The sequence below is a fragment of the Arthrobacter sp. SX1312 genome (assembly GCF_002929295.1).
Taxonomy (GTDB): domain Bacteria; phylum Actinomycetota; class Actinomycetes; order Actinomycetales; family Micrococcaceae; genus Arthrobacter_D.
This window is the reverse complement of the sequence record NZ_PJIM01000002.1, coordinates 374,620-395,474: the sequence shown is the minus strand read 5'-3', so window position 1 is coordinate 395,474 and position 20,855 is coordinate 374,620. Positions and strand designations below refer to the sequence as shown.

General features: G+C 70.5%; 21 protein-coding genes. All 21 read left to right on the top strand.

Annotated elements, in window-relative coordinates:
* The first annotated feature begins 100 nt into the window (after window positions 1–100).
* The 21 genes from ftsH to dhaM all read left to right on the top strand — a co-directional run bounded on the left by ftsH (window position 101) and on the right by dhaM (window position 20,825).
* Complete coding sequence (gene ftsH, locus CXQ92_RS09275) at window positions 101–2,170, top strand: ATP-dependent zinc metalloprotease FtsH (RefSeq protein ID WP_104167463.1); 2,070 nt, start codon at window positions 101–103, stop codon at window positions 2,168–2,170.
* 75 nt (window positions 2,171–2,245) lie between these two features.
* Window positions 2,246–2,863: a GTP cyclohydrolase I FolE gene (gene folE / locus CXQ92_RS09270; protein WP_052274024.1), complete on the top strand. Its 618-nt coding sequence runs from the start codon at window positions 2,246–2,248 to the stop codon at window positions 2,861–2,863.
* A 10-nt stretch (window positions 2,864–2,873) separates the two neighbouring features.
* A complete protein-coding gene (folP, locus tag CXQ92_RS09265) occupies window positions 2,874–3,782 on the top strand; it encodes a dihydropteroate synthase (RefSeq protein WP_104167461.1) in 909 nt (302 codons plus the stop codon).
* On the top strand, window positions 3,779–4,186 hold the full coding sequence (gene folB, locus CXQ92_RS09260; protein WP_104167459.1) for a dihydroneopterin aldolase: 408 nt from the start codon (window positions 3,779–3,781) through the stop codon (window positions 4,184–4,186). Before folP ends, folB begins: the two co-directional genes overlap by 4 nt.
* Entirely contained in the window at window positions 4,183–4,677 is a 495-nt protein-coding gene (folK, locus tag CXQ92_RS09255; RefSeq protein ID WP_104167457.1) for a 2-amino-4-hydroxy-6-hydroxymethyldihydropteridine diphosphokinase, read from the top strand. The genes folB and folK overlap by 4 nt, the downstream gene beginning before the upstream one ends.
* A 6-nt stretch (window positions 4,678–4,683) precedes the next feature.
* Window positions 4,684–5,175, top strand: a complete 492-nt coding sequence (locus tag CXQ92_RS09250; protein WP_104167455.1) for a DUF3180 domain-containing protein — start codon at window positions 4,684–4,686, stop codon at window positions 5,173–5,175.
* Window positions 5,168–5,683: a PH domain-containing protein gene (locus tag CXQ92_RS09245; protein WP_104167453.1), complete on the top strand. Its 516-nt coding sequence runs from the start codon at window positions 5,168–5,170 to the stop codon at window positions 5,681–5,683. Before CXQ92_RS09250 ends, CXQ92_RS09245 begins: the two co-directional genes overlap by 8 nt.
* Window positions 5,680–7,317, top strand: coding sequence for a PH domain-containing protein (locus CXQ92_RS09240; RefSeq protein ID WP_104167451.1), 1,638 nt, complete (start codon window positions 5,680–5,682; stop codon window positions 7,315–7,317). The genes CXQ92_RS09245 and CXQ92_RS09240 overlap by 4 nt, the downstream gene beginning before the upstream one ends.
* The gene (locus tag CXQ92_RS09235; RefSeq protein WP_104167449.1) at window positions 7,304–8,266 is read left to right on the top strand and encodes a Rossmann-like and DUF2520 domain-containing protein; all 963 of its coding nucleotides are present in this window, start codon (window positions 7,304–7,306) and stop codon (window positions 8,264–8,266) included. Before CXQ92_RS09240 ends, CXQ92_RS09235 begins: the two co-directional genes overlap by 14 nt.
* A 62-nt stretch (window positions 8,267–8,328) precedes the next feature.
* On the top strand, window positions 8,329–9,255 hold the full coding sequence (gene panC / locus CXQ92_RS09230) for a pantoate--beta-alanine ligase (protein WP_258069835.1): 927 nt from the start codon (window positions 8,329–8,331) through the stop codon (window positions 9,253–9,255).
* Between the two features lie 48 nt (window positions 9,256–9,303).
* The gene (lysS, locus tag CXQ92_RS09225; protein ID WP_258069834.1) at window positions 9,304–10,806 is read left to right on the top strand and encodes a lysine--tRNA ligase; all 1,503 of its coding nucleotides are present in this window, start codon (window positions 9,304–9,306) and stop codon (window positions 10,804–10,806) included.
* Window positions 10,807–10,808: 2 nt separating this feature from the next.
* Window positions 10,809–10,997 (top strand): hypothetical protein, encoded by a 189-nt coding sequence (locus CXQ92_RS09220; RefSeq protein ID WP_104167447.1) that lies wholly within the window; start codon window positions 10,809–10,811, stop codon window positions 10,995–10,997.
* 92 nt (window positions 10,998–11,089) lie between these two features.
* A complete protein-coding gene (locus tag CXQ92_RS09215) occupies window positions 11,090–11,425 on the top strand; it encodes an Lsr2 family protein (RefSeq protein ID WP_104167445.1) in 336 nt (111 codons plus the stop codon).
* Between the two features lie 124 nt (window positions 11,426–11,549).
* Window positions 11,550–14,057 carry an ATP-dependent Clp protease ATP-binding subunit gene (locus CXQ92_RS09210; protein WP_104167443.1) on the top strand — a complete coding sequence of 836 codons (2,508 nt, stop codon included), beginning with the start codon at window positions 11,550–11,552 and terminating at the stop codon, window positions 14,055–14,057.
* A gap of 161 nt (window positions 14,058–14,218) precedes the next feature.
* Window positions 14,219–16,237 carry an alpha/beta fold hydrolase gene (locus CXQ92_RS09205; RefSeq protein WP_104167441.1) on the top strand — a complete coding sequence of 673 codons (2,019 nt, stop codon included), beginning with the start codon at window positions 14,219–14,221 and terminating at the stop codon, window positions 16,235–16,237.
* A 196-nt stretch (window positions 16,238–16,433) separates the two neighbouring features.
* Window positions 16,434–17,321 (top strand): bacteriorhodopsin-like, encoded by an 888-nt coding sequence (locus tag CXQ92_RS09200; RefSeq protein ID WP_104167439.1) that lies wholly within the window; start codon window positions 16,434–16,436, stop codon window positions 17,319–17,321.
* An 84-nt stretch (window positions 17,322–17,405) separates the two neighbouring features.
* Window positions 17,406–17,915 carry an amino-acid N-acetyltransferase gene (locus CXQ92_RS09195; protein ID WP_104167437.1) on the top strand — a complete coding sequence of 170 codons (510 nt, stop codon included), beginning with the start codon at window positions 17,406–17,408 and terminating at the stop codon, window positions 17,913–17,915.
* A 129-nt stretch (window positions 17,916–18,044) separates the two neighbouring features.
* Window positions 18,045–18,221 (top strand): CsbD family protein, encoded by a 177-nt coding sequence (locus CXQ92_RS09190; RefSeq protein ID WP_104168177.1) that lies wholly within the window; start codon window positions 18,045–18,047, stop codon window positions 18,219–18,221.
* A gap of 194 nt (window positions 18,222–18,415) precedes the next feature.
* Window positions 18,416–19,417 (top strand): dihydroxyacetone kinase subunit DhaK, encoded by a 1,002-nt coding sequence (gene dhaK, locus CXQ92_RS09185; protein WP_104167435.1) that lies wholly within the window; start codon window positions 18,416–18,418, stop codon window positions 19,415–19,417.
* A 2-nt stretch (window positions 19,418–19,419) separates the two neighbouring features.
* A complete protein-coding gene (gene dhaL / locus CXQ92_RS09180) occupies window positions 19,420–20,070 on the top strand; it encodes a dihydroxyacetone kinase subunit DhaL (RefSeq protein WP_104167433.1) in 651 nt (216 codons plus the stop codon).
* A complete protein-coding gene (gene dhaM / locus CXQ92_RS09175; RefSeq protein WP_104167431.1) occupies window positions 20,067–20,825 on the top strand; it encodes a dihydroxyacetone kinase phosphoryl donor subunit DhaM in 759 nt (252 codons plus the stop codon). The genes dhaL and dhaM overlap by 4 nt, the downstream gene beginning before the upstream one ends.
* The last annotated feature ends 30 nt before the right edge of the window (window positions 20,826–20,855 follow it).

Here is a 20,855-nt window from a genome sequence, read left to right as displayed (position 1 = left end):
GTGTATATGTTGAGGTGCTCAGGGGGCACCTGCATGGCAGCGCGCCCGCACATTTTTACTTGCATCAGCAGGAGGGACAGGGCTTGCCGCCCTGAGACGAATGAAATTCAAGAACATCTTCAAGGGGCCCATCTTCTGGATCGTCCTGGCCGTCGTGGCGCTCCTGCTGGTCCTGCCCAGCCTGTTCGGGACGGGCAGCTCGCGCGTCGACACGAACATCGGGCTCCAGCTCCTCGAAGATGACCAGGTCTCCCAGGCCAAGATCTACGACGGCGAGCAGCGCGTGGACCTCACCCTGCGCGAGGACTACGAGGACATGGGCAAGAGCGTCCAGTTCTTCTACAGCACCGCGCGGGCGGAGGGCGTGGTCGCCGCGATCGACGACTCCGCCACGGACGGCTTCACCGACCAGCCGGCGGAGAGCAACTGGCTCCTCAGCCTCGCCGGCCTGATCTTCCCGATCCTCATCCTCGGCGTCATCTTCTGGTTCCTCCTCAGCCGCATGCAGGGCGGCGGCTCCAAGGTCATGCAGTTCGGCAAGTCCAAGGCCAAGCTCATCACCAAGGACATGCCCCAGGTCACGTTCAACGACGTCGCCGGTGCGGACGAGGCGGTCGAGGAACTGCTCGAGATCAAGGAATTCCTCCAGGAGCCCGCGAAGTTCCAGGCCCTCGGAGCCAAGATCCCCAAGGGCGTGCTCCTCTACGGACCTCCCGGGACCGGCAAGACCCTCCTCGCCCGCGCGGTCGCCGGCGAGGCCGGCGTGCCGTTCTACTCGATCTCGGGCTCCGACTTCGTGGAGATGTTCGTCGGCGTCGGCGCATCCCGCGTCAGGGACCTGTTCGAGCAGGCCAAGAACAACGCACCCGCCATCATCTTCGTCGACGAGATCGACGCCGTCGGCCGCCACCGCGGTGCCGGCGTGGGCGGCGGCAACGACGAGCGGGAGCAGACCCTCAACCAGCTGCTGGTCGAGATGGACGGCTTCGACGCCACCACCAACGTGATCCTGATCGCCGCGACCAACCGCCCCGACGTCCTGGACCCCGCCCTCCTGCGCCCGGGCCGCTTCGACCGCCAGATCGGCGTCGAGGCCCCGGACATGAGGGGACGCGAGCACATCCTCAGCGTGCACTCCAAGGGCAAGCCGATGGCCCGCGGCGTCGACCTCAAGGGCGTCGCCAAGAAGACCCCGGGCTTCACGGGTGCCGACCTCGCGAACGTCCTCAACGAGGCGGCGCTCCTCACGGCACGCTCCAACGCGCAGCTGATCGACGACCGTGCCCTCGACGAGGCGATCGACCGCGTCATCGCCGGACCGCAGAAGCGCAGCCGGCTGATGAAGGAGCTCGAGCGGAAGATCACGGCCTACCACGAGGGGGGCCACGCCCTCGTGGCCGCGGCCCTCCGCAACACGGACCCGGTCACCAAGGTGACCATCCTGCCGCGCGGACGCGCCCTCGGATACACCATGGTGATGCCGAGCGACGACAAGTACTCCGTGACGCGCAACGAACTCCTCGATCAGCTCGCCTACGCGATGGGCGGCCGGGTCGCCGAGGAGATCGTGTTCCACGACCCCTCCACGGGTGCCTCGAACGACATCGAGAAGGCCACGGGGACGGCGCGCAAGATGGTCACCCAGTACGGGATGAGCGAGCGCATCGGCGCGGTGAAGCTGGGCCAGGGCGCGGGCGAGCCGTTCCTCGGACGCGACATGGGCAGCGACCGCGACTACTCCGACCAGCTCGCCCTCGTGGTCGACGAGGAGGTGCGCCGCCTCATCGACAACGCGCACGACGAGGCCTACCAGATCCTCACCGAGAACCGTGACGTGCTCGACCGCCTCGCCCTGGAGCTGCTCGAGCGCGAGACGCTCAACCAGGCCGAGATCGCCGAGGTCTTCACCCACGTCCGCAAGCGCGAGCTGCGGGAGGTCTGGCTGTCCAAGCAGACCCGTCCCGTGCACTCGCTGCCGCCGGTCACCTCGCGCAAGGAACGCGCCGAGGCCCTCGAGGGGGGTCAGCCCGCCCCGGAGACCGTGGCACCGCAGGACCAGATCGCCCACGCCAACCTCCCGAACGACTTCGACGTCCACGAGTCGGAGCTGCCCTCGCCCGAGGCGTCGGAGAACGGGTCACGAAGCAGCACGGACAGCACCGACCGGTAGGACGGCCGGTCCTGCAGAGGACGCCCTCGGCCATGAGGCCGACGGCGACGAGTGCCACACCTGAGGGGAGAACCCGTGACAGATTTCGACGACGAAGTGGTGGATGCAGCCCTGGCCGCCACCGGTTCACCCGTCGACCAGCTCCGCATCCAGCGGGCGGTCCGGGAGATCCTGGCGGCCATCGGGGAGGACCCCGAGCGCGACGGACTGCTCGAGACCCCCAAGCGCGTGGCGAAGGCCTACGCGGAGATGTTCTCGGGGCTGCACCAGGACGCCGGCGAGGTCCTCTCGACGTCCTTCGACATCGACCACCAGGAGCTCGTGCTGGTGAAGGACATCCCCTTCTACTCCACCTGCGAACACCACCTGGTGCCGTTCCACGGGACGGCGCACATCGGCTACATCCCCTCGGCGGACGGGCGCGTCACGGGCCTGAGCAAGCTCGCGCGGCTCGTCGAGGTCTACGCCCGGCGCCCGCAGATCCAGGAGAGGCTGACCAGCCAGATCGTTGATGCGATGATGGAACACCTGAAACCCAAGGGCGCCATCGTCGTCATCGAGTGCGAGCACATGTGCATGTCGATGCGCGGGGTGCGGAAGCCCGGCGCCAAGACCGTCACGTCGGCCGTCCGCGGCCAGCTCCGTGAGACGGCGACGCGCGCCGAGGCCATGAGCCTCATACTCGGAAGGTAGGACCGACCCGATGGATTCACTCGCCGCCACGCCCGGAACCGGACCGGCGACCTCGCCGCTGCCCGTCATCCGGCCCGTCCGCGTCGCCAGGACGGTCCAGGACCTCCCCGGGGACCGCGCCGCCGTCCTCGGCATCCTGAACGTCACGCCCGACTCCTTCAGCGACGGCGGCCTGTACGCCTCGACGGACGACGCCATCGGCCACGGGCTGCGGATGCACTACGGGGGAGCGGACATCATCGACGTCGGCGGCGAGTCCACGCGCCCCAACGCCCGCGAGGTGCCGGTCGAGGAGGAGCTGGCGCGCGTCCTGCCCGTCATCACGGCGCTCGTGAAGGCGGGAGCCCTGGTGAGCATCGACACCATGCACGCGGAGACCGCCCGGCAGGCCCTCGACGCAGGCGCCTCGATCGTGAACGACATCTCCGGCGCCGGCTACGAGGACGCGATGCCCGCGCTGGTCGCCGAGCGCAACGTCCCCTACATCCTCACGCACCGCCGCGGGACCGCCGCGACGATGGGCGGCCTGGCGGAGTACGACGACGTCGTCGCCGACGTGGTGCGCGAGCTCACCGCGCTGCGCGACCGCTTCGTCGCAGCGGGGGTCGCCGCCGAACAGATCATCCTCGACCCCGGGCTGGGCTTCGCGAAGACCGACGAGCAGAACTGGGCCATCCTGCAGAACCTGGACGCCTTCACCGGGCTCGGGCACCGCGTCCTCGTGGGTGCGTCCCGGAAGCGGTTCCTCGGAACCCTGCTCACCGCCGCGGGGAAGACGGCCGCACCCGTGGAGCGCGACCACGCCTCGCTCGCCGTCGCGACCCTGGCCGCCGCGGGCGGCGCGTGGGGCGTCCGCGTGCACGACCCCGCCGCGACGCTCGACGCCGTCAAGGTCGCCGCCGCCGGCCGCCGACCATGACCGTGCAGCCCGCCCCCGGCCGGTCGGGCTCGCCCTCCGGGGACCTCGACACGGTCCAGCTCACGGGCATCACGGCCACGGGCCACCACGGCGTCTTCGAGCACGAGCGCCGGGACGGCCAGCCCTTCGCCGTGGACCTCACGCTCCACCTCGACCTGCAGCCCGCGGGTACCAGCGACGACCTCGCCCGGACCGCGCACTACGGCGAGGTCGCGGAACTGGTGCACGGCATCATCCAAGGGGATCCGTTCGACCTCATCGAGGCCCTCGCGGAGACGATCGCCGCGGCGATCCTCGCGGCGTTCCCCGTGGCGGCCGTCGACGTCACCGTCCACAAACCGAAGGCCCCCATCGCCGTACCGTTCGGCGATGTGGCCGTGACACTGCGCAGGAGCCGGGCGTGAGCAGCACCGTGCGGTCCGTGCTGGCCCTCGGCAGCAACCTCGGGGCGAGCAGCGACACCCTGGTGCGCGCCGTCGCCGACCTCGTGGGGTCGGACGACGTCCGCCTGCACGCGGTGTCGCCCGTGGTGCGCACCAAGCCCGTCGGCGGGCCGGAGCAGCCCGACTACCTCAACATGGTGATCGAGATCGAGACGGACCTGGGCCCGTACGAGCTGCTCGCCCACTGCCAGGCCGTCGAGGAACGGCATCACCGCACGCGCACCGTCCGCTGGGGTCCGAGGACGCTCGACGTGGACATCATCACCTACGGGACCTGGGTCTCCGACGACGAGACCCTGACCGTCCCGCACCCCCGCGCAGCGACCCGCGCCTTCGTCCTGCAGCCCTGGGCGTGGATGGATGCGGGCGCCCGGCTCGGGGGACGGCCCGTGGCCGAACTCGCCGCGGAAGCCGGGGACCTTGCGGGCCTGGTGCCGTTCGAGGGAGTCTAGGACCCCGTGAGCACTCTTCGGTTCCGCTGGCTGGCCCTCGTGGGGCTGGCGGCCGGACTCGCCGGCTGGCTGGTCAACTGGTTCGCCACCCGCAACGGCTACGGCACGCCGGCCCTCCCGCTGACGTCCCTCGTCACCACGGCGGCGATCATCGCGATCACCCTGGTGTTCGGCCGGCGCGTGCTGCGCTGGCGCAGCGGCAAGCGTGACCGGCCGCTCGACCCGATCCTCGCCACCCGCACCCTCGTCCTCGCCCAGGCCTGCGCCTACGCCGGCGCCGTGAGCCTCGGCTGGCATGCGGGGATCTTCGTCGACCAGGTGGCGCTCCTGTCCGTCCGTTCCACCCTGGCGCCCCTCTGGGGGTCGGTGGCCCTCATGGCGGGCGGAATCGTGATGATTATGGTGGGATTGGTGGTCGAGGACTTCTGCAGGCTCCCGTCCGACGACGACGACGGCACAGGTGCACCGGGCGGGGAGAGCGAGGGGGAGTATGCGTAGGGAACCGATCGACCCGTCGGGGCTCGAATGGTCCAGGGTGTCGCCGAAGTACCTGCGGGTCCGGGTGTTCGGCTGGCTCATCGGATCACTGGTGTGGCTCGTGCTGGCCTGCGTCCCGCTCGTCCTGCGCCTCACCGGCGTCTGGGAGACCTTCCCTCCCCTCTGGCTGGCCTGGGGGCTGCCCGCCGCCGTCCTCGTCGGCGCGGCGTGGCGGGGGCTGCTCCTTCCGCGCCAGGTGGCGGCCATCGGCTACGCCGAACGCGACGACGACCTCCTCGTCCGCCAGGGCGTGATCTTCCAGCGCACCATGGTGGTGCCGTACGGCCGGATGCAGTACGTCGACGTCGCCGTCGGTCCCCTCGAGCGGGCCTTCGGGATCTGCACCCTCAAGCTCCATACCGCGTCTCCCGCCACGAACGCCGAGATCCCCGGGCTGCCGACGGACGAGGGCGCCAGGCTGCGCGAGCAGCTCTCGGCGCGCGGACAAGCCCGGCTGGCAGGGCTGTGACGCACCCGCAGCAACCGCCGCTCGAGCCGCGGCCCGCGGTGGGCGACACCGGCACGCAGGCCGACCCCGCCGAGCGGTGGCTGCGCGTGCACGTCATCTCGCCCCTCGTGCGCGGCTGGATCGCCCTCGTCGCCATCCTGTTCATCGTGGGCCGGGACTGGTTCGAGGGGCTGTTCGGCCCGGGGCCGCGCGGGCGCTCCCCGCTCCCCGAGGGGGTCGGGGTCCTCGCGGCCGTCGGGATCCTGCTCGGCGTCGTCGTCATCATCGCCGCCGCGTTCCTGCTGTCCTGGTACTGCACCCGTTACCAGGTCACGCGTGACCACGTCCGCGTGCACTCCGGCGTCGTCTTCCGTCAGCAGCGGCAGGCGAGGCTCGACAGGGTCCAAGCCATCGACATCGTGCAGCCCTTCCTCGCCCGCATCTTCGGACTCGCCGAACTCAAGTTCGAGGTGGCCGACGCCGGGGAGTCGGCGGTCCGGCTCGCCTTCCTGAAGCTCGACGACGCCCGCCGGCTGCGCGCCATGATCCTCGCCCGGGCCGCGGGGGTGGACCCCGATCCGGAGCATCCCGAGGAGATCGTCGAGGCGCCCGAGCGCGAGGTGGTGGTGGTCCCGGCCGGCCGGGTCGTCGGATCGGCGGTCCTGTCCGGGACGAGCATCGCCCTCCTGGTGGCGACCATCGTCATCGTCACCCTGGGCGTGGTGTTCAGGACCCCGATCGTCGCGACGTCCTTCATCCCGATCCTGATCGGCGTGGCCGGATCCTACTGGTCGGCCCTGAGCACGGGGTACAACTTCCGGGCGGCCACCTCCCCCGACGGCCTCCGGATCAGGTACGGACTGCTGGACACCCGCGCACAGACCGTGCCTCCCGGGCGCGTGCAGGCGCTGGGGATCGTGCAGTCGCCGCTGTGGCGGCTCAAGGGGTGGTACCGCGTGACCGCGAACGTGGCAGGGTACGGTGCGTCGGCGTCGAACGAGGGGCAGGCGCGCGCCACCCTCCTGCCCGTCGGCACGCGCGACGAGGTGCTGCAGATCCTCGCCCTCGTCCTGCCCGACCCCGGCACGGACCGGCCCGTCGAGCTCTTCGCCGCCGGGATGGCGGGCCGCGACGGCGGGGAGGGGTTCGTCACCACGCCCCGCCGCGCACGGTGGCTCGCGCCGCTGGCCTGGCGGCGCACCGGGTTCGCCGTGACCGGGACCGCCCTGCTCCTGCGCTCCGGCGTCCTGTGGCGGCGGCTCGCCGTGGTCCCGCACGAGCGGACCCAGTCGCTGGCGATCGAGCAGGGCCCCGTGGACCGCCGCTTCCGCGTGGCACAGCTGATCCTGCATACGACGCCCGGACCGGTCAGCCCGCGCGTGAGCCTCGCCGACGCCCCGACGGCGTGGGCGCTGTTCCACGGCCAGGCGGCGCGTGCCGCCGAGGCGCGGCGCCGCAGCGGCCCCGAACAGTGGATGCGGCCCGACGCCGTCGAGCCGGCCGCGGTGCCGCTCACGGAGGACGGCTCTGCCGTCGACGGCGCCCCGCAGCAGCCCGGACAGGCGCCCGTGGCTCCCCGCCAGGTGATGCCCGTCGCTCCGCGCTACACGCCGGTGTCCCGGGACCCCGAGGAGGTTCCCGATGGTCGGCGCTGACGCATCACGGCGCCCGGGGCGGCTCGGCGTCGGCATCGTGGGCGCGGGCAGGGTCGGCTCCGTGCTGGGTGCCGCCCTGCGCTCGGCCGGTCACGCCGTCGTCGGGGTCTCCGCCGTCTCCGAGGCGAGCCGCGAGCGGGCCGAGAACCTCCTGCCCGGGGTACCGGTGCTCGAGATCCCGGACATCATCGAGCGGGCCGAGCTCGTGCTGCTCGCGGTGCCCGACGACGCCCTGCCGGAGCTGGTCGAGGGACTCGCCAGGCTCGGCGCCTGGCAGGCCGGGCAGCTCGTGGTCCACACCTCCGGGCGCTACGGCACCTCCGTGCTGGGCCCGGCCCGCGCGGCCGGTGCCATCCCGCTGGCGATCCACCCGGCGATGACCTTCACCGGGCTGTCGCTCGATCTCGGGCGCCTCCCGGACAGCATGTTCGGCGTCACGGCCCCGTCCGCCGTGCTGCCGATCGCCCAGGCGCTCGTCGTCGAGATGGGTGCCGAGCCGGTGGTCATCGAGGAGGAGTCGCGTGCGCTGTACCACGCGGCCCTGGCCCACGCCTCGAACCACCTCGTCACGATCGCCGCCCAGTCCGCGCAGCTCCTCGCGGACCTCGGCGTCCAGCAGCCGGACCGCCTGCTCGGCCCGCTCATGAAGGCCTCCCTCGAGAACGCGCTGTCCTCGGGTGAGGGCGCCCTCACGGGCCCGGTGGCGCGCGGCGACGCGGGGACGGTCCGGGCCCACCGGGCGGCGCTCGAGGCGCACGACGCGGCGGACACCCGCCAGGCCTACCTCGGCATGGCACGTGCCACGGCCCTGCGCGCCCTCGAACGGGGAGTCCTCTCGCCCGCCCGGGGCGAGGCGATCCTCGCGATCCTCGCGGACGGCCCCGGCGAGGACGAACCGTCCTCACCCGACGCTCCCGGCCCCGACGCTCCCGACGGCCGTCCTTCCTGACTCCTCCCGCACCGGCGGACCGCAACCGTGCGTCGGCCACCCCACCTCCCGAAGGACCCCCCGTGATCCCGACCGGCCTCGACAGCCCGTCCCTCCCCCTCCTGGTCTCCACTCCCGCGGATCTCCGTGCGGCCACGGCCACCCTGCTGGACGCCGCCCGGTCCCGGGCGGCGGACGGCCGGCCCTCGCTCGGTCTCGTCCCCACCATGGGGGGCCTGCACGCCGGCCACGCCGCGCTCGCCCGCGCCGCGCGCACGGCCGACGACGTCGTCGTCGTGTCCGTCTTCGTGAATCCCCTGCAGTTCGGCGACCAGGCCGACCTCGAGCGATATCCGCGCACGCTCGACGAGGACCTGCGGCTGCTCGGGGCCCAGGGTGCCGACCTCGTGTTCGCCCCGGCCGTCGAGGACATGTACCCCGGCGGGGAGCCGCTGGTCCGGGTGAGTGCCGGCCCGACGGGCGAGGTCTTCGAGGGGGCCGCGCGGCCGGGCCACTTCGACGGCATGCTGACGGTCGTCGCGAAGCTGCTCAACCTGGCGCAGCCCGCCACCCGCGCCCGGTACCGGGCGTACTTCGGCGAGAAGGACGCCCAGCAGCTGGCCCTCATCCGCCGCATGGTCCTCGACCTCAACCTGCCGGTGCACATCGAGGGCGTGCCGATCGTGCGCGACGCCGACGGCCTGGCGCTGTCGAGCCGCAACCGGTTCCTGACCGACGACGAGCGCTCCGCCGCCCTCGTCCTGTCCCGGACGCTGGCCGCGCTGCGCGAACGGGCAGCGCGCGGGGAACCGCTCGACCTCGCCGCCGCCCGCGCACGGATCACCGCCGAGGAGGGCGTGGACCTGGACTACCTCGACGTCGTCGACCCCGCCTCGTTCGTCCCGAGGGCGGACCCCGGCCCGGAGCCGCACACGGCCCTCGCCGTCGTCGCCGCCCGGGTGGGCGCCGTCCGGCTGATCGACAACATGGCCCTGCCGGCCCCGCACTGACCCGCCCCGGCACCGGACGCCCGGACGGGAGCCGTAAACTTGTCTACCGTGACCCACGACGACACCCTCCCCGCGGACGACCTCAACGAGCAGATGCGCTTCCGGCTGCAGAAGCGTGCAGCCCTGCTCGACGCCGGCACGCAGCCCTACCCGGTCCGGCCGGAGCGCACGCATTCCCTGGGGGAGGTCCGGGAGCAGTTCGCCGGACTCGACACGGGGGAGTCGAGCGGGAAGCACGCCGCCGTCGTCGGCCGCGTGGTGTTCATCCGGAACTCGGGCAAGCTGTGCTTCGCGACCCTCCAGGAGGGCGACGGCACGCGACTCCAGGTCATGCTGAGCCTCGCCGAGATCGGCGCCGACAGCCTCGCCGAGTGGAAGGCCCTCGTGGACCTCGGCGACCACGTGCAGGTGCACGGCGAGGTCATCAGCTCCCGCCGCGGTGAACTGTCCGTCATGGCCGATTCGTGGACCATGGCCTCGAAGGCCCTCCGCCCGTTGCCCACGCTGCACGCCGGCGTCAACGAGGAGACGCGCGTGCGTCAGCGCTACGTGGACCTCATGGTGCGCGAGGAAGCCCGCCAGATGGTGCGCACGCGTGCCGCCATCACGCGGACCGTCCGGGAGACCCTCCACCGCCACGACTACATCGAGGTGGAGACGCCCGTCCTCCAGCTCGTCCACGGCGGCGCCACGGCCCGCCCCTTCGACACACACCTCAACGCGTTCGACCAGAAGATGACGCTGCGGATCGCCCTCGAGCTGTACCTGAAGCGCGCGGTCGTCGGCGGCATCGACCGCGTCTACGAGATCGGACGCATCTTCCGCAACGAGGGCGTGGACTCCACGCACAGCCCGGAATTCACCATGCTCGAATGCTACGAGGCCTACGCGGACCAGTTCGTCATGGCGGACCGCATGAAGGAGATGGTCCTCGCCTGCGCCGACCTGCTCGGGTCGCGCACCATCGAGACGGCGAAGGGCACGATCGACCTGGACGGTGAGTGGGCCTGGCTCGGCGTCTACCCGGGCCTGTCCTCGGCCGTGGGCCGGGAACTCACGCCGGACACCCCGGTGGAGGACCTGCGCGCGATCGCCGAGCGGCACGCGGTCTCCCTCGACCCGGCGTGGGGCGCCGAGAAGGTGGTGCTCGAGCTGTTCTCGGAGATCGTGGAGCCCACCCTCATCCAGCCCACCTTCGTCTACGACTACCCGCCGTCGGCCCAGCCGCTCGCCCGCACCCACCGCGACGACCCGCGGCTGATCGAGGCGTGGGACCTGATCATCGGCGGGATGGAACGTGGAACGGCCTTCTCCGAGCTCATCGACCCGGTCGTCCAGCGGGAACGACTCACGGAGCAGTCCCGTCAGGCCGCGGCCGGCGACGACGAGGCCATGCAGCTCGACGAGGACTTCCTCCGGGCGCTCGAATACGGCGCCCCGCCCATGGGCGGCATCGGACTCGGAATCGACCGGCTCGTGATGCTTTTCACGAACGTCGGAATTCGCGAGTCGATCCTCTTCCCCATTCTCAAGCCGGAAGGCGGCCACTAGTCATGGAATATGTGGCGGTCCTCCTGCCCTCGGCCTGCTTGGCAGTACTTTTCTACTTCGTGATCAAGGCCATATTCAACGCCGACCGCGCCGAACGCGAGGCCATGGCGCGCGCGGAGGAATTGCAGGACGCCGAGGACGCGCGGAACCGGGAGACGGCAGCAGAGGAAAAGGGCGAACAGGAAAGCTGATCCACATAGGAATGCTATTTTTTGACCTCGATCTGACGGTGCAGCATAATTGTTTATGAGACATTCGCATCGAGGAATTCCAGGAGATCACCGTGGCGCAGAAGGTAAAGATTATTCTCATCGATGACATCGACGGCGGAGAAGCCGACGAAACCGTGCGATTCGGGCTCGACGGCGTGGCGTACGAGATCGACCTCTCCGAGGCGCATGCCTCGGAACTGAGGACGGCATTGTCCGACTACGTCGGTGCTGCCCGCCGCGGGAGCCAGTCCAAGCAGCGCTCGAGCACCCCGGGCGCGTCGTCGTCCTCCCGCAACCAGGAGGCCGCCCGGATCCGTGAGTGGGCGAAGGAGAACGGCTACAACGTCTCCGCCCGCGGCCGTGTGAACGGCGAGATCGTCGAGGCGTACCGGGCGGCCCAGCACTGACCCACCCCCAGGAGGCGCCGGAGCGGTGGTCCTCTGGCGTTATCTCGCCTGTGGCGAACACGCACCCAAAGCACACCCCGTACCCGTAGCATCGAATTACGCGTTAGCTAGGAGTGTGTGTCTGATGTTTGAGAGATTTACAGATCGTGCCCGTCGTGTTGTTGTGCTGGCCCAGGAAGAGGCCCGCATGCTCAACCACAATTACATCGGCACCGAGCACATCCTGCTTGGCCTGATCCACGAGGGTGAGGGTGTCGCCGCCAAGGCGCTGGAGTCGCTCAGCATCTCGCTGGGCGCCGTGCGGGAGCAGGTCCAGGAGATCATTGGCCAGGGCCAGCAGGCCCCGTCCGGTCACATCCCCTTCACCCCCCGTGCCAAGAAGGTCCTGGAGCTCTCCCTGCGGGAGGCCCTCCAGCTCGGCCACAACTACATCGGCACCGAGCACATCCTGCTCGGTCTCATCCGCGAGGGTGAGGGTGTCGCCGCACAGGTCCTCGTCAAGCTCGGGGCGGACCTGAACCGTGTCCGTCAGCAGGTCATCCAGCTGCTGTCCGGATACCAGGGCAAGGAACCCGCAGCGGCGGGCGGCCCCCAGCAGGAGGGAACCCCTGCCGGATCGGTGGTGCTGGACCAGTTCGGCCGAAACCTGACCCAGGCGGCCCGCGAATCCAAACTCGACCCCGTGATCGGGCGCGAGCAGGAGATGGAACGCGTCATGCAGGTCCTCTCCCGCCGCACCAAGAACAACCCCGTCCTGATCGGCGAGCCGGGTGTCGGCAAGACCGCCGTCGTCGAAGGCCTCGCCCAGGCGATCGTGCGCGGCGACGTCCCGGAGACCATCAAGGACAAGCAGCTGTACACGCTCGACCTCGGGTCCCTCGTGGCCGGGTCGCGGTACCGCGGTGACTTCGAGGAGCGCCTGAAGAAGGTCCTCAAGGAGATCCGCACCCGCGGCGACATCATCCTGTTCATCGACGAGATCCACACCCTCGTCGGGGCAGGAGCGGCGGAGGGCGCCATCGACGCCGCATCGATCCTGAAGCCCATGCTCGCGCGTGGGGAGCTCCAGACGATCGGCGCGACCACCCTCGACGAGTACCGCAAGCACATCGAGAAGGACGCCGCCCTCGAGCGCCGCTTCCAGCCCATCCAGGTCGCCGAGCCCTCCGTGGCGCACGCGATCGAGATCCTCAAGGGCCTCCGCGACCGCTACGAGGCGCATCACCGCGTCTCGATCACCGACGGCGCGCTGACCAGCGCGGCGACGCTGGCCGAGCGCTACATCTCGGACCGTTTCCTGCCGGACAAGGCGATCGACCTCATCGACGAGGCGGGGGCGCGCCTGCGCATCCGCCGGATGACCGCGCCGCCCGAGCTCAAGGAGATCGACGAGCGCATCGCGAACGTCAAGCGGGAGAAGGAATCGGCCATCGATTCCCAGGACTTCGAGGGCGCTGCGGCGCTGCGCGACAAGGAGCAGAAGCTCCACGACGAGCGCAGCGACAAGGAGCGTCGCTGGAAGTCCGGCGGACTGGACGACATCGCCGAGGTGGACGAGGAACTCATCGCCGAGGTGCTCGCCAACTCCACCGGCATCCCCGTGTTCAAGCTGACCGAGGCCGAATCCTCGCGACTGCTGAACATGGAGGCCGAGCTGCACAAGCGGGTCATCGGGCAGAACGAGGCCATCAAGGCCATCTCCCAGGCCATCCGCCGCACGCGGGCTGGCCTGAAGGACCCGAAGCGTCCGGGCGGTTCCTTCATCTTCGCCGGTCCCACCGGTGTGGGTAAGACGGAGCTCGCCAAGGCGCTCGCCGAGTTCCTCTTCGGCGAGGAGGACGCCCTCATCACGCTGGACATGTCCGAGTACTCCGAGAAGCACACCGTCTCCCGCCTCTTCGGTGCCCCTCCGGGTTACGTGGGCTACGAGGAGGGCGGCCAGCTGACCGAGAAGGTCCGCCGGAAGCCGTTCTCCGTGGTGCTCTTCGACGAGGTGGAGAAGGCGCACGCCGACCTCTTCAACTCGCTCCTCCAGATCCTCGAGGACGGCCGCCTGACGGACAGCCAGGGCCGCATGGTGGACTTCAAGAACACGGTGATCATCATGACCACCAACCTCGGTACGCGGGACATCTCGAAGGGCGTCATGACGGGCTTCCAGTCCGGCACCGACACCAGCACGAGCTACAACCGGATGAAGGCGAAGGTCACGGAGGAGCTCAAGCAGCACTTCCGTCCGGAGTTCCTCAACCGGGTCGACGACACCGTGGTGTTCCCGCAGCTCACCCAGGACGAGATCGTCCAGATCGTCGACCTGTTCCTCGAGCGCCTGAGCGGCCGTATGGCCGACAAGGGCATGACGATCGAACTCACCCCCGCGGCGAAGGTGCTCCTCGCCACCCGCGGCTACGACCCCGCGATGGGTGCCCGGCCGCTGCGCCGCACCATCCAGCGCGAGATCGAGGACCAGCTCTCCGAGAAGATCCTCTTCGGTGAGATCAAGTCGGGCGAGCGGATCGACATCGACGTGGAGGGCGAGGGTGCGGACGCACGCTTCACCTTCATCGGGCACGGCGCTCCCAAGGAGATCGAGGACGCACCGGCAGCCCTCGAGGCGACCGTCCCCGAGTAGGACCGGCGCCCCGACGCCAGCATCCGAACCCGCCCTGGTCCGCCAGGGCGGGTTCGCTGCGTCTCGGGGCCCTTCCGCCTGGGATGAGTGCCCCCAGCAACGGAATTCGTCCCTGAGTGAACGCCTGTGACCGCGACCACAGGCGGTGGTAGAGATGGATCATGACCACCCCCTTCTCATCACTCGACGACTTCGTCGCCCTGCCCCGCCTGAGCGGGCTCGTCCTCAACCGGGAGGGCACGCGGCTCGTGACCTCCGTGGCTACCCTCGACCCCAAGAAGACCGCCTACCAGACGGCGCTCTGGGAGGTCGATCCCACCGGGGAGCAGCCTGCGCGGCGGCTCACCCGCAGTTCCGCCGGAGAATCCGGGGCGGCGTTCCTCGCGGGCGGCGACCTCCTGTTCACCTCGTCGCGGCCGGACCCGGACGACGCCGACGGCGAGGAGCGCCCGGCACTGTGGCGCCTGCCGGCCACGGGCGGCGAGGCGTCGCTGGTGCTGACCCGTGCGGGCGGGGTGGCAGGGGTGGCGACGGCGGAGTCCGCCGACGTCGTCGTCCTGACGGGCAGTGCGCTCGCGGGATCGGCGAACGAGGAGGACGACGCCGCGCGCCGGAAGTCCCGCAAGGAGGCGGGCGTCGCCGCCATCCTGCATTCCGGGTACCCCGTCCGCTACTGGGACGCCGACCTCGGACCCGACGAGCCCCGCTACTTCGGGCTGAAGGACCTCGACGGCGAGGGATCGCCCGACGACCTCGTCCCGTCCGCGCGCGGCGGTCTCAGGGACGCCCATCCCGTCCTGAACCCCGACGGGACCGCCCTGTTCTCCTCCCTCACCCTGCCCGAGGAGCGTGGATCCCAGCGCTCCGTGCTCGTCCGCGTGGAGCTGGCCACGAAGGAACTGAGCGTCCTGCTCGACGACCGCGACAACGACTACACGCCGGGGCCCGTCAGCCCCGACGGACGCTTCCTCGTGGTCGTCAGGGACCGCCGCACCACCGCGGATGTCGCGCCGCGGACCACGCTGCTGCTGCTCCCGCTGGACGGCGGGGAGCCGACGGCGCTGGCGGAGGACTGGGACCGCTGGCCGTCCCCCGCGGGCTGGCTGCCCGACGGTTCGGCCGTCGTCGTCACGGCCGACGACGACGGCGGTGCGCCGGTCTTCATCATCGACGTCGCCTCCGGCGCGGTGCGCCGGGTGACGGAGGACGCCGCCGCCTACACGGACGTCCGCGTGTCCCCGGACGGTGCCACGGCCTATGCCCTGCGCAGCTCCTACCTGTTCCCGGCGGAAGCGGTCCGCATCGACCTCGCGACCGGTCGCACGGAGCGCCTGAACAACCCGGCGGAGCGCCCCGAGCTGCCCGGCTCGCTGGAGCGGATCGAGTCCGTGGGCGAGGACGGCCAGCCCGTCAGGTCCTGGCTGGTGCTTCCGGACGGAGCCTCCGCCGACCGTCCCGCGCCGGCCCTGCTGTGGATCCACGGCGGGCCGATCGGCTCGTGGAACGCCTGGACCTGGCGCTGGTCGCCCTGGATCATGGCGGCCCGCGGCTATGCCGTCCTGCTGCCCGATCCCGCGCTCTCCACGGGGTACGGCCAGCACATGGTGGACCGGGGGTGGGGGCAGTGGGGCCGTGCTCCCTACACGGACCTGATGGCCGCCACGGACACCCTCGTGGCGCGCGACGACATCGACGAGACACGGGTCGCCGCGATGGGCGGCAGCTTCGGCGGCTACATGGCGAACTGGGTGGCCGGTCACACCGACCGGTTCGCGGCGATCGTCACGCATGCGAGCCTCTGGGCCCTCGACCAGTTCGGTCCCACCACGGATGCCGCCTTCTACTGGGAGCGGGAGATGACGCCGGAGGCCCGGGAGGAGAACTCCCCGCACCACCACGTGGGGAACATCGGCACGCCGATGCTGGTCATCCACGGGGACAAGGACTACCGCGTCCCCATCGGCGAGGGCCTCCGGCTCTGGTACGAGCTGCTGTCGAAGTCCAAGCTGGCGGCCGGCGAGGGCGGCGAGACGCCCCATCGATTCCTCTACTTCCCCGACGAGAACCACTGGATCCTCAAACCCCAGCACGCCAGGATCTGGTACGGGGTCGTCGAGTCGTTCCTCGCCACCCATCTCCTCGGCGAGGAGCGCGACCTGCCGCCGGAACTCGGACTGTAGGAGCCGCGCGGTCGGGGAGGAGCCCGGGCTCTCCCCGACCGCGCGGCCGGGGTCGTGGAATCGTGACGCGCTGCCTCTGGACAAGTTTTCTACAGAGCGTAGAATTCTTGCACGCCCGGAGGGGAACAGGCCATCGTCCTGACGCCACCGGCGTGCAGGGTTCGATGCCACTGATTCCGTCCGAAGGAGCATGTCCATGATTCCTGACGCCCTGACGCAGGGCCAATACGATACGGTCTACAACTTCCTGTCGCTCGTCATCGCAGCACAGTTGTTCACCGCACTCTTCCTGGTACTCGCGCTCCAGCGGGTGCTTCCCCGGTACCGGCAGGCGCTGATCATCGCAGCGGTGGTCTGCGGTATCGCGGCCTACCACTACTTCCGTATCTTCGACTCGTTCAGGGAGGCCTTCGTCACCGAGGCCATCGGCGGCCGTGGGACCTATTCCCAGGCAGCGGGATCCTCGTTCAACGAGGGGTACCGCTACGTCGACTGGCTGCTGACGGTGCCGCTCCTGCTCGTGGAACTCATCGCCGTGCTCGCCCTGGCCCGCGCGGTGCAGGCACGGCTGCTGCGGCAGCTCATCCCCGCGGCGACCCTGATGATCCTCCTCGGGTACCCCGGGGAGATCAGTTCGACCGACGGCGCCCGCGTGCTGTGGGGTGTGCTGTCGACCATCCCGTTCCTGTTCATCCTGTACGTGCTGTTCGTCGAGCTGACGAAGTCCCTCGACCGGCAGCCCCCGGGCGTGAAGTCCCTGATCAGCCGGCTGCGGATGCTGCTCCTGGTCAGCTGGCTGGTCTACCCGGTGGCCTACGCCCTGCCCCTGCTGGGGATCTCCGGCGCGGACGCCTGGGTCCTCAAGCAGGGCGGCTACTCCCTCGCCGACATCGCTGCGAAGGCGGTCTACGGACTCATCATCTACCGCCTCGCGAAGCTGAAGTCCTACGCGGACGATCCCGTCTTCGCCGCGATCGAAGGAGGAGACGACGGAGACGGGGACCACGGCGTACGGCCAGGGCGCCGCAGCGCTGCAGCAGAATCGGCGCAGGGTCCGCGCCGCAATGCGGAGGAGGCAGCCTGACCGCAGCATCCATCGGCTCGACGGCCCGACCGGGAGTTCCCGGTCGGGTCTGCTCCGTGACGGTCACTCAGTAGAATGGGGTCGATGACCGCGCCCTTCACCATCCGCCCCGCCCGCACCTCGGACGTCCCCGCCATCAAGGCGCTCGTCGAGCCGCTCGCCGAGGAGCGCATCCTGATGGCGAAGGAGACGGTGGCGTACTACGAGGGTCTGCCCGAATTCCGGATCGCGGAATCCCACGACGGCGAGGTGCTCGGGTGCGGCGCGTTGCACATCATGTGGGAGGACCTGGCGGAGGTGCGCACGCTGGCGACCTCACCCGCCGCCCGCGGCCGCGGCGTGGGGCACGCCCTGGTGGAGCAGCTGCTGGAGGAGGCCCGGGCTTTCGGCGTCGGCCGGGTCTTCTGCCTGACGTTCGAGGTCGGTTTCTTCCGTCGCCACGGGTTCGAGGTCATGGCCGACCAGTCCGCCGTGGACCCCCGCGTCTACTCCGAACTCCTCAGGTCGCACGACGAGGGCGTCGCCGAGTTCCTCGACCTCGCACGGGTCAAGCCGAACACCCTCGGCAACACCCGCATGATCCGGGAGTTGTGACCCGCCGGGCGCTGCGCTGGCCCTCCACCCGGGCTCAAGGATATGGTAAGACTGCTTAGCGTTCCTCAGGGGATGCCGGCAGGCCACCGGAACCGGTGGCCGTACACCGAGTTGAAGGAGGTCCGAATCATGGGACTGGATGACAAGATCGGGAACAAGGGCCAGGATCTCGGCGGCAAGGTCAAGGAAGGCCTGGGCAAGGCCACCGGCAACGAGAACATGGAAGCCGAAGGCCACAAGGACCAGGCCACTTCGAGCCTCAAGGATGCCGGCGAGAACGTCAAGGACGCGTTCAAGCGCGACTGATGCATCACGGTCCGCCCCCACGGGGCGGACCGGCCACCTGAGGGAGGGCGCCCGTCCGGGCCCCTCCCTCAGCTGTGTGACGGGCCTATAGGCAGGGGCCCCGGACGGGCGGTAACGTTCACGGTGGCCAGGGTGGTCCATGTGAGGCGGGCTGCAGGCTGTCAAATGTCCGTTCGCAGTCAAGGAGCAGCGCCATGAAGAAGCTCATCAATGACCCCAAGGCCGTGGTCAACGAGTCGGTCGAAGGATTCGGCATCGCGCACGCCGACCTCGTGACCGTCCACCCCGAGCCCCTGTTCATCACCCGCAAGGATGCCCCCGTCCAGGGCAAGGTCGGCCTCGTCTCCGGGGGTGGCAGCGGCCACGAACCGCTCCACGCGGGATTCGTGGGCCGCGGGATGCTCGACGCCGCCGTCCCGGGTGCCGTCTTCACCTCTCCCACACCGGACCAGATCATCCCGGCGACCACGGCGGTCGACGGCGGTGCGGGCGTCCTGCACATCGTGAAGAACTACACCGGGGACGTCCTGAACTTCGAGACCGCGGCCGAGATGGCCGAAGCGGAGGGCGTCACCGTGCGGTCCGTCCTCGTGAACGACGACGTCGCCGTCGAGGATTCGCTGTACACGGCGGGCCGGCGCGGCGTCGGAGGGACGGTCCTCGTGGAGCGGATCGCCGGTGCGGCCGCGGAGCGCGGGGACGATCTCGACGGCGTGACCGCGGTGGCGCAGCGCGTCGTCGACAACGTCCGTTCCATGGGTGTGGCCCTCGCGGCCTGCACCGTGCCGCACGCCGGCGTGCCGAGCTTCGACCTCTCCGACGAGGAGATCGAGATCGGGATCGGCATCCACGGGGAGCCGGGGCGGCACAAGATCGCCATGGAGAACGCCGACGGCATCACGCAGCGGCTCCTGGATCCCATCGTCGCGGACCTGTCGCTCGCGTCCGGGGACCGCACGATCGTGATGGTGAACGGCATGGGCGGGACACCCGCCAGCGAGCTGTACATCGTGTTCCGGAAGGTCGCGCAGCTGCTCGAAGGGCTCGGCGTGACCATCGACCGCTCCCTGGTCGGCAACTACATCACGGCGCTCGAGATGCAGGGGGCGTCCCTGACCATCCTGCGGGCCGACGACGAGATGCTCGGACTCTGGGACGCACCCGTCCATACTGCCGCACTGCGCTGGGGGGCGTGAGGATGACCAAGCCCCTGGACCCCCGGTGGGCCGTCCTGTGGATCCATGAGGCCGCGCGCGTCGTCGCCGAGAACCGCACACTCCTGATCGAACTCGACAGGGCCATCGGTGACGCCGACCACGGGGAGAACATGGACCGGGGATTCAGCGCCGTCGTCGCCAAGCTCGATGCGGGGGAGGTTCCCGGCACGCCGGCGGCGGTGCTCAAGCAGGTCGCCATGACGCTGATGTCCACTGTCGGCGGAGCCGCCGGGCCCCTGTACGGGACGGCGTTCCTGCGAGCCGCGACCTCCCTGGGTGACGCCGAGGAGATCGACGCCGCGGCGGCCGCCGCGATGATCCGGGCCGCACGCGACGGCATCGTCGCGCGCGGGAAGGCGGAGGTCGGGGACAAGACCATGGTGGACGCCTGGACCCCCGCCGCCGATGCGGCCCGGACCGCGGCCGAGGGAGGGGCGGGTGCGTCCGACGTCCTGGCGGAGGCGGCTGCGGCTGCACACGCCGGAGCCATCGCGACCGAACCGCTGATCGCCCGGAAGGGCAGGGCCAGCTACCTCGGCGAACGCAGTGCGGGGCATCGGGACCCCGGAGCGGTCTCGACGGCCCTCATCCTGCAGGTCGCTGCGGAGACGGCCGGAGGGCAGACCGCATGAGCGTAGGCCTCGTCATCGTGTCGCACAGCGAGAAGATCGCGGAGGGGGTCGTCGACCTCGCGGCGCAGATGGCGCCCGACGTCGTCCTCGCGGCCGCGGGGGGCACGGGCGACGGCGCCGGGCCGGCGCGGATCGGCACGAGTTTCGACCGGGTGCAGGCCGCGATCGAGCAGGCGGACGGCGGTGACGGCGTCGTCATCCTCACCGATCTCGGGTCCGCCGTCATGACGGCCGAGATGGTGCTCGAGTTCCTCGACCCCACGGCGCGGGAGAAGGTCCGTCTCGCACACGCGGCCCTCGTGGAGGGGGCCGTCGCCGCCGCGGTGCAGGCGCAGGGCGGATCCCCGGTGGACGACGTGCTGCGGGCAGCCGAGGGCGCAGTCGTCTCCATCCGGCCGGAGGAGTTCGAGCCTTTCGTGTCCCATGCCGCGGCGGCGCCGGGGGTAGGGCCGTCCGCCCCGCCGCCGTCGGACGGTCCGCCACCGGAGGGGGAGCGGACCGCCCGCGGCTCGTGGACGCTGCCGAACCAGATGGGCCTGCATGCCCGCCCGGCGGCCACGCTCGCCACCGGGCTCACGGACCTCGACGCGGAGATCACCGTGAACGGTGTCGACGGCAAGTCGGTGATGCTCCTCATGAGCCTCGGGCTCGGCCAGGGCCGGACGGTCTCGGTCGAGGCCGTCGGCCCCGACGCCCAGGCAGCGGTGGACTTCGTGGGACGGGAGGTCGAGGCGGGCTTCGGCGAGCCGACCTGAGACAGTCGCCTGCGCCTCCGGCCCGTCCCG

Excerpts from the sequence above, each read along its gene's own strand:
- ftsH (WP_104167463.1), top strand. The coding sequence starts at position 101 with ATGAAATTCAAGAACATCTTCAAGGGGCCCATCTTCTGGATCGTCCTG.
- folP (WP_104167461.1), top strand. The coding sequence starts at position 2,874 with ATGGATTCACTCGCCGCCACGCCCGGAACCGGACCGGCGACCTCGCCG.
- folB (WP_104167459.1), top strand. The coding sequence starts at position 3,779 with ATGACCGTGCAGCCCGCCCCCGGCCGGTCGGGCTCGCCCTCCGGGGAC.
- CXQ92_RS09245 (WP_104167453.1), top strand. The coding sequence starts at position 5,168 with ATGCGTAGGGAACCGATCGACCCGTCGGGGCTCGAATGGTCCAGGGTG.
- CXQ92_RS09235 (WP_104167449.1), top strand. The coding sequence starts at position 7,304 with ATGGTCGGCGCTGACGCATCACGGCGCCCGGGGCGGCTCGGCGTCGGC.
- CXQ92_RS09220 (WP_104167447.1), top strand. The coding sequence starts at position 10,809 with ATGGAATATGTGGCGGTCCTCCTGCCCTCGGCCTGCTTGGCAGTACTT.
- CXQ92_RS09210 (WP_104167443.1), top strand. The coding sequence starts at position 11,550 with ATGTTTGAGAGATTTACAGATCGTGCCCGTCGTGTTGTTGTGCTGGCC.
- CXQ92_RS09205 (WP_104167441.1), top strand. The coding sequence starts at position 14,219 with ATGACCACCCCCTTCTCATCACTCGACGACTTCGTCGCCCTGCCCCGC.
- CXQ92_RS09200 (WP_104167439.1), top strand. The coding sequence starts at position 16,434 with ATGATTCCTGACGCCCTGACGCAGGGCCAATACGATACGGTCTACAAC.
- CXQ92_RS09195 (WP_104167437.1), top strand. The coding sequence starts at position 17,406 with ATGACCGCGCCCTTCACCATCCGCCCCGCCCGCACCTCGGACGTCCCC.
- CXQ92_RS09190 (WP_104168177.1), top strand. The coding sequence starts at position 18,045 with ATGGGACTGGATGACAAGATCGGGAACAAGGGCCAGGATCTCGGCGGC.
- dhaK (WP_104167435.1), top strand. The coding sequence starts at position 18,416 with ATGAAGAAGCTCATCAATGACCCCAAGGCCGTGGTCAACGAGTCGGTC.
- dhaL (WP_104167433.1), top strand. The coding sequence starts at position 19,420 with ATGACCAAGCCCCTGGACCCCCGGTGGGCCGTCCTGTGGATCCATGAG.
- dhaM (WP_104167431.1), top strand. The coding sequence starts at position 20,067 with ATGAGCGTAGGCCTCGTCATCGTGTCGCACAGCGAGAAGATCGCGGAG.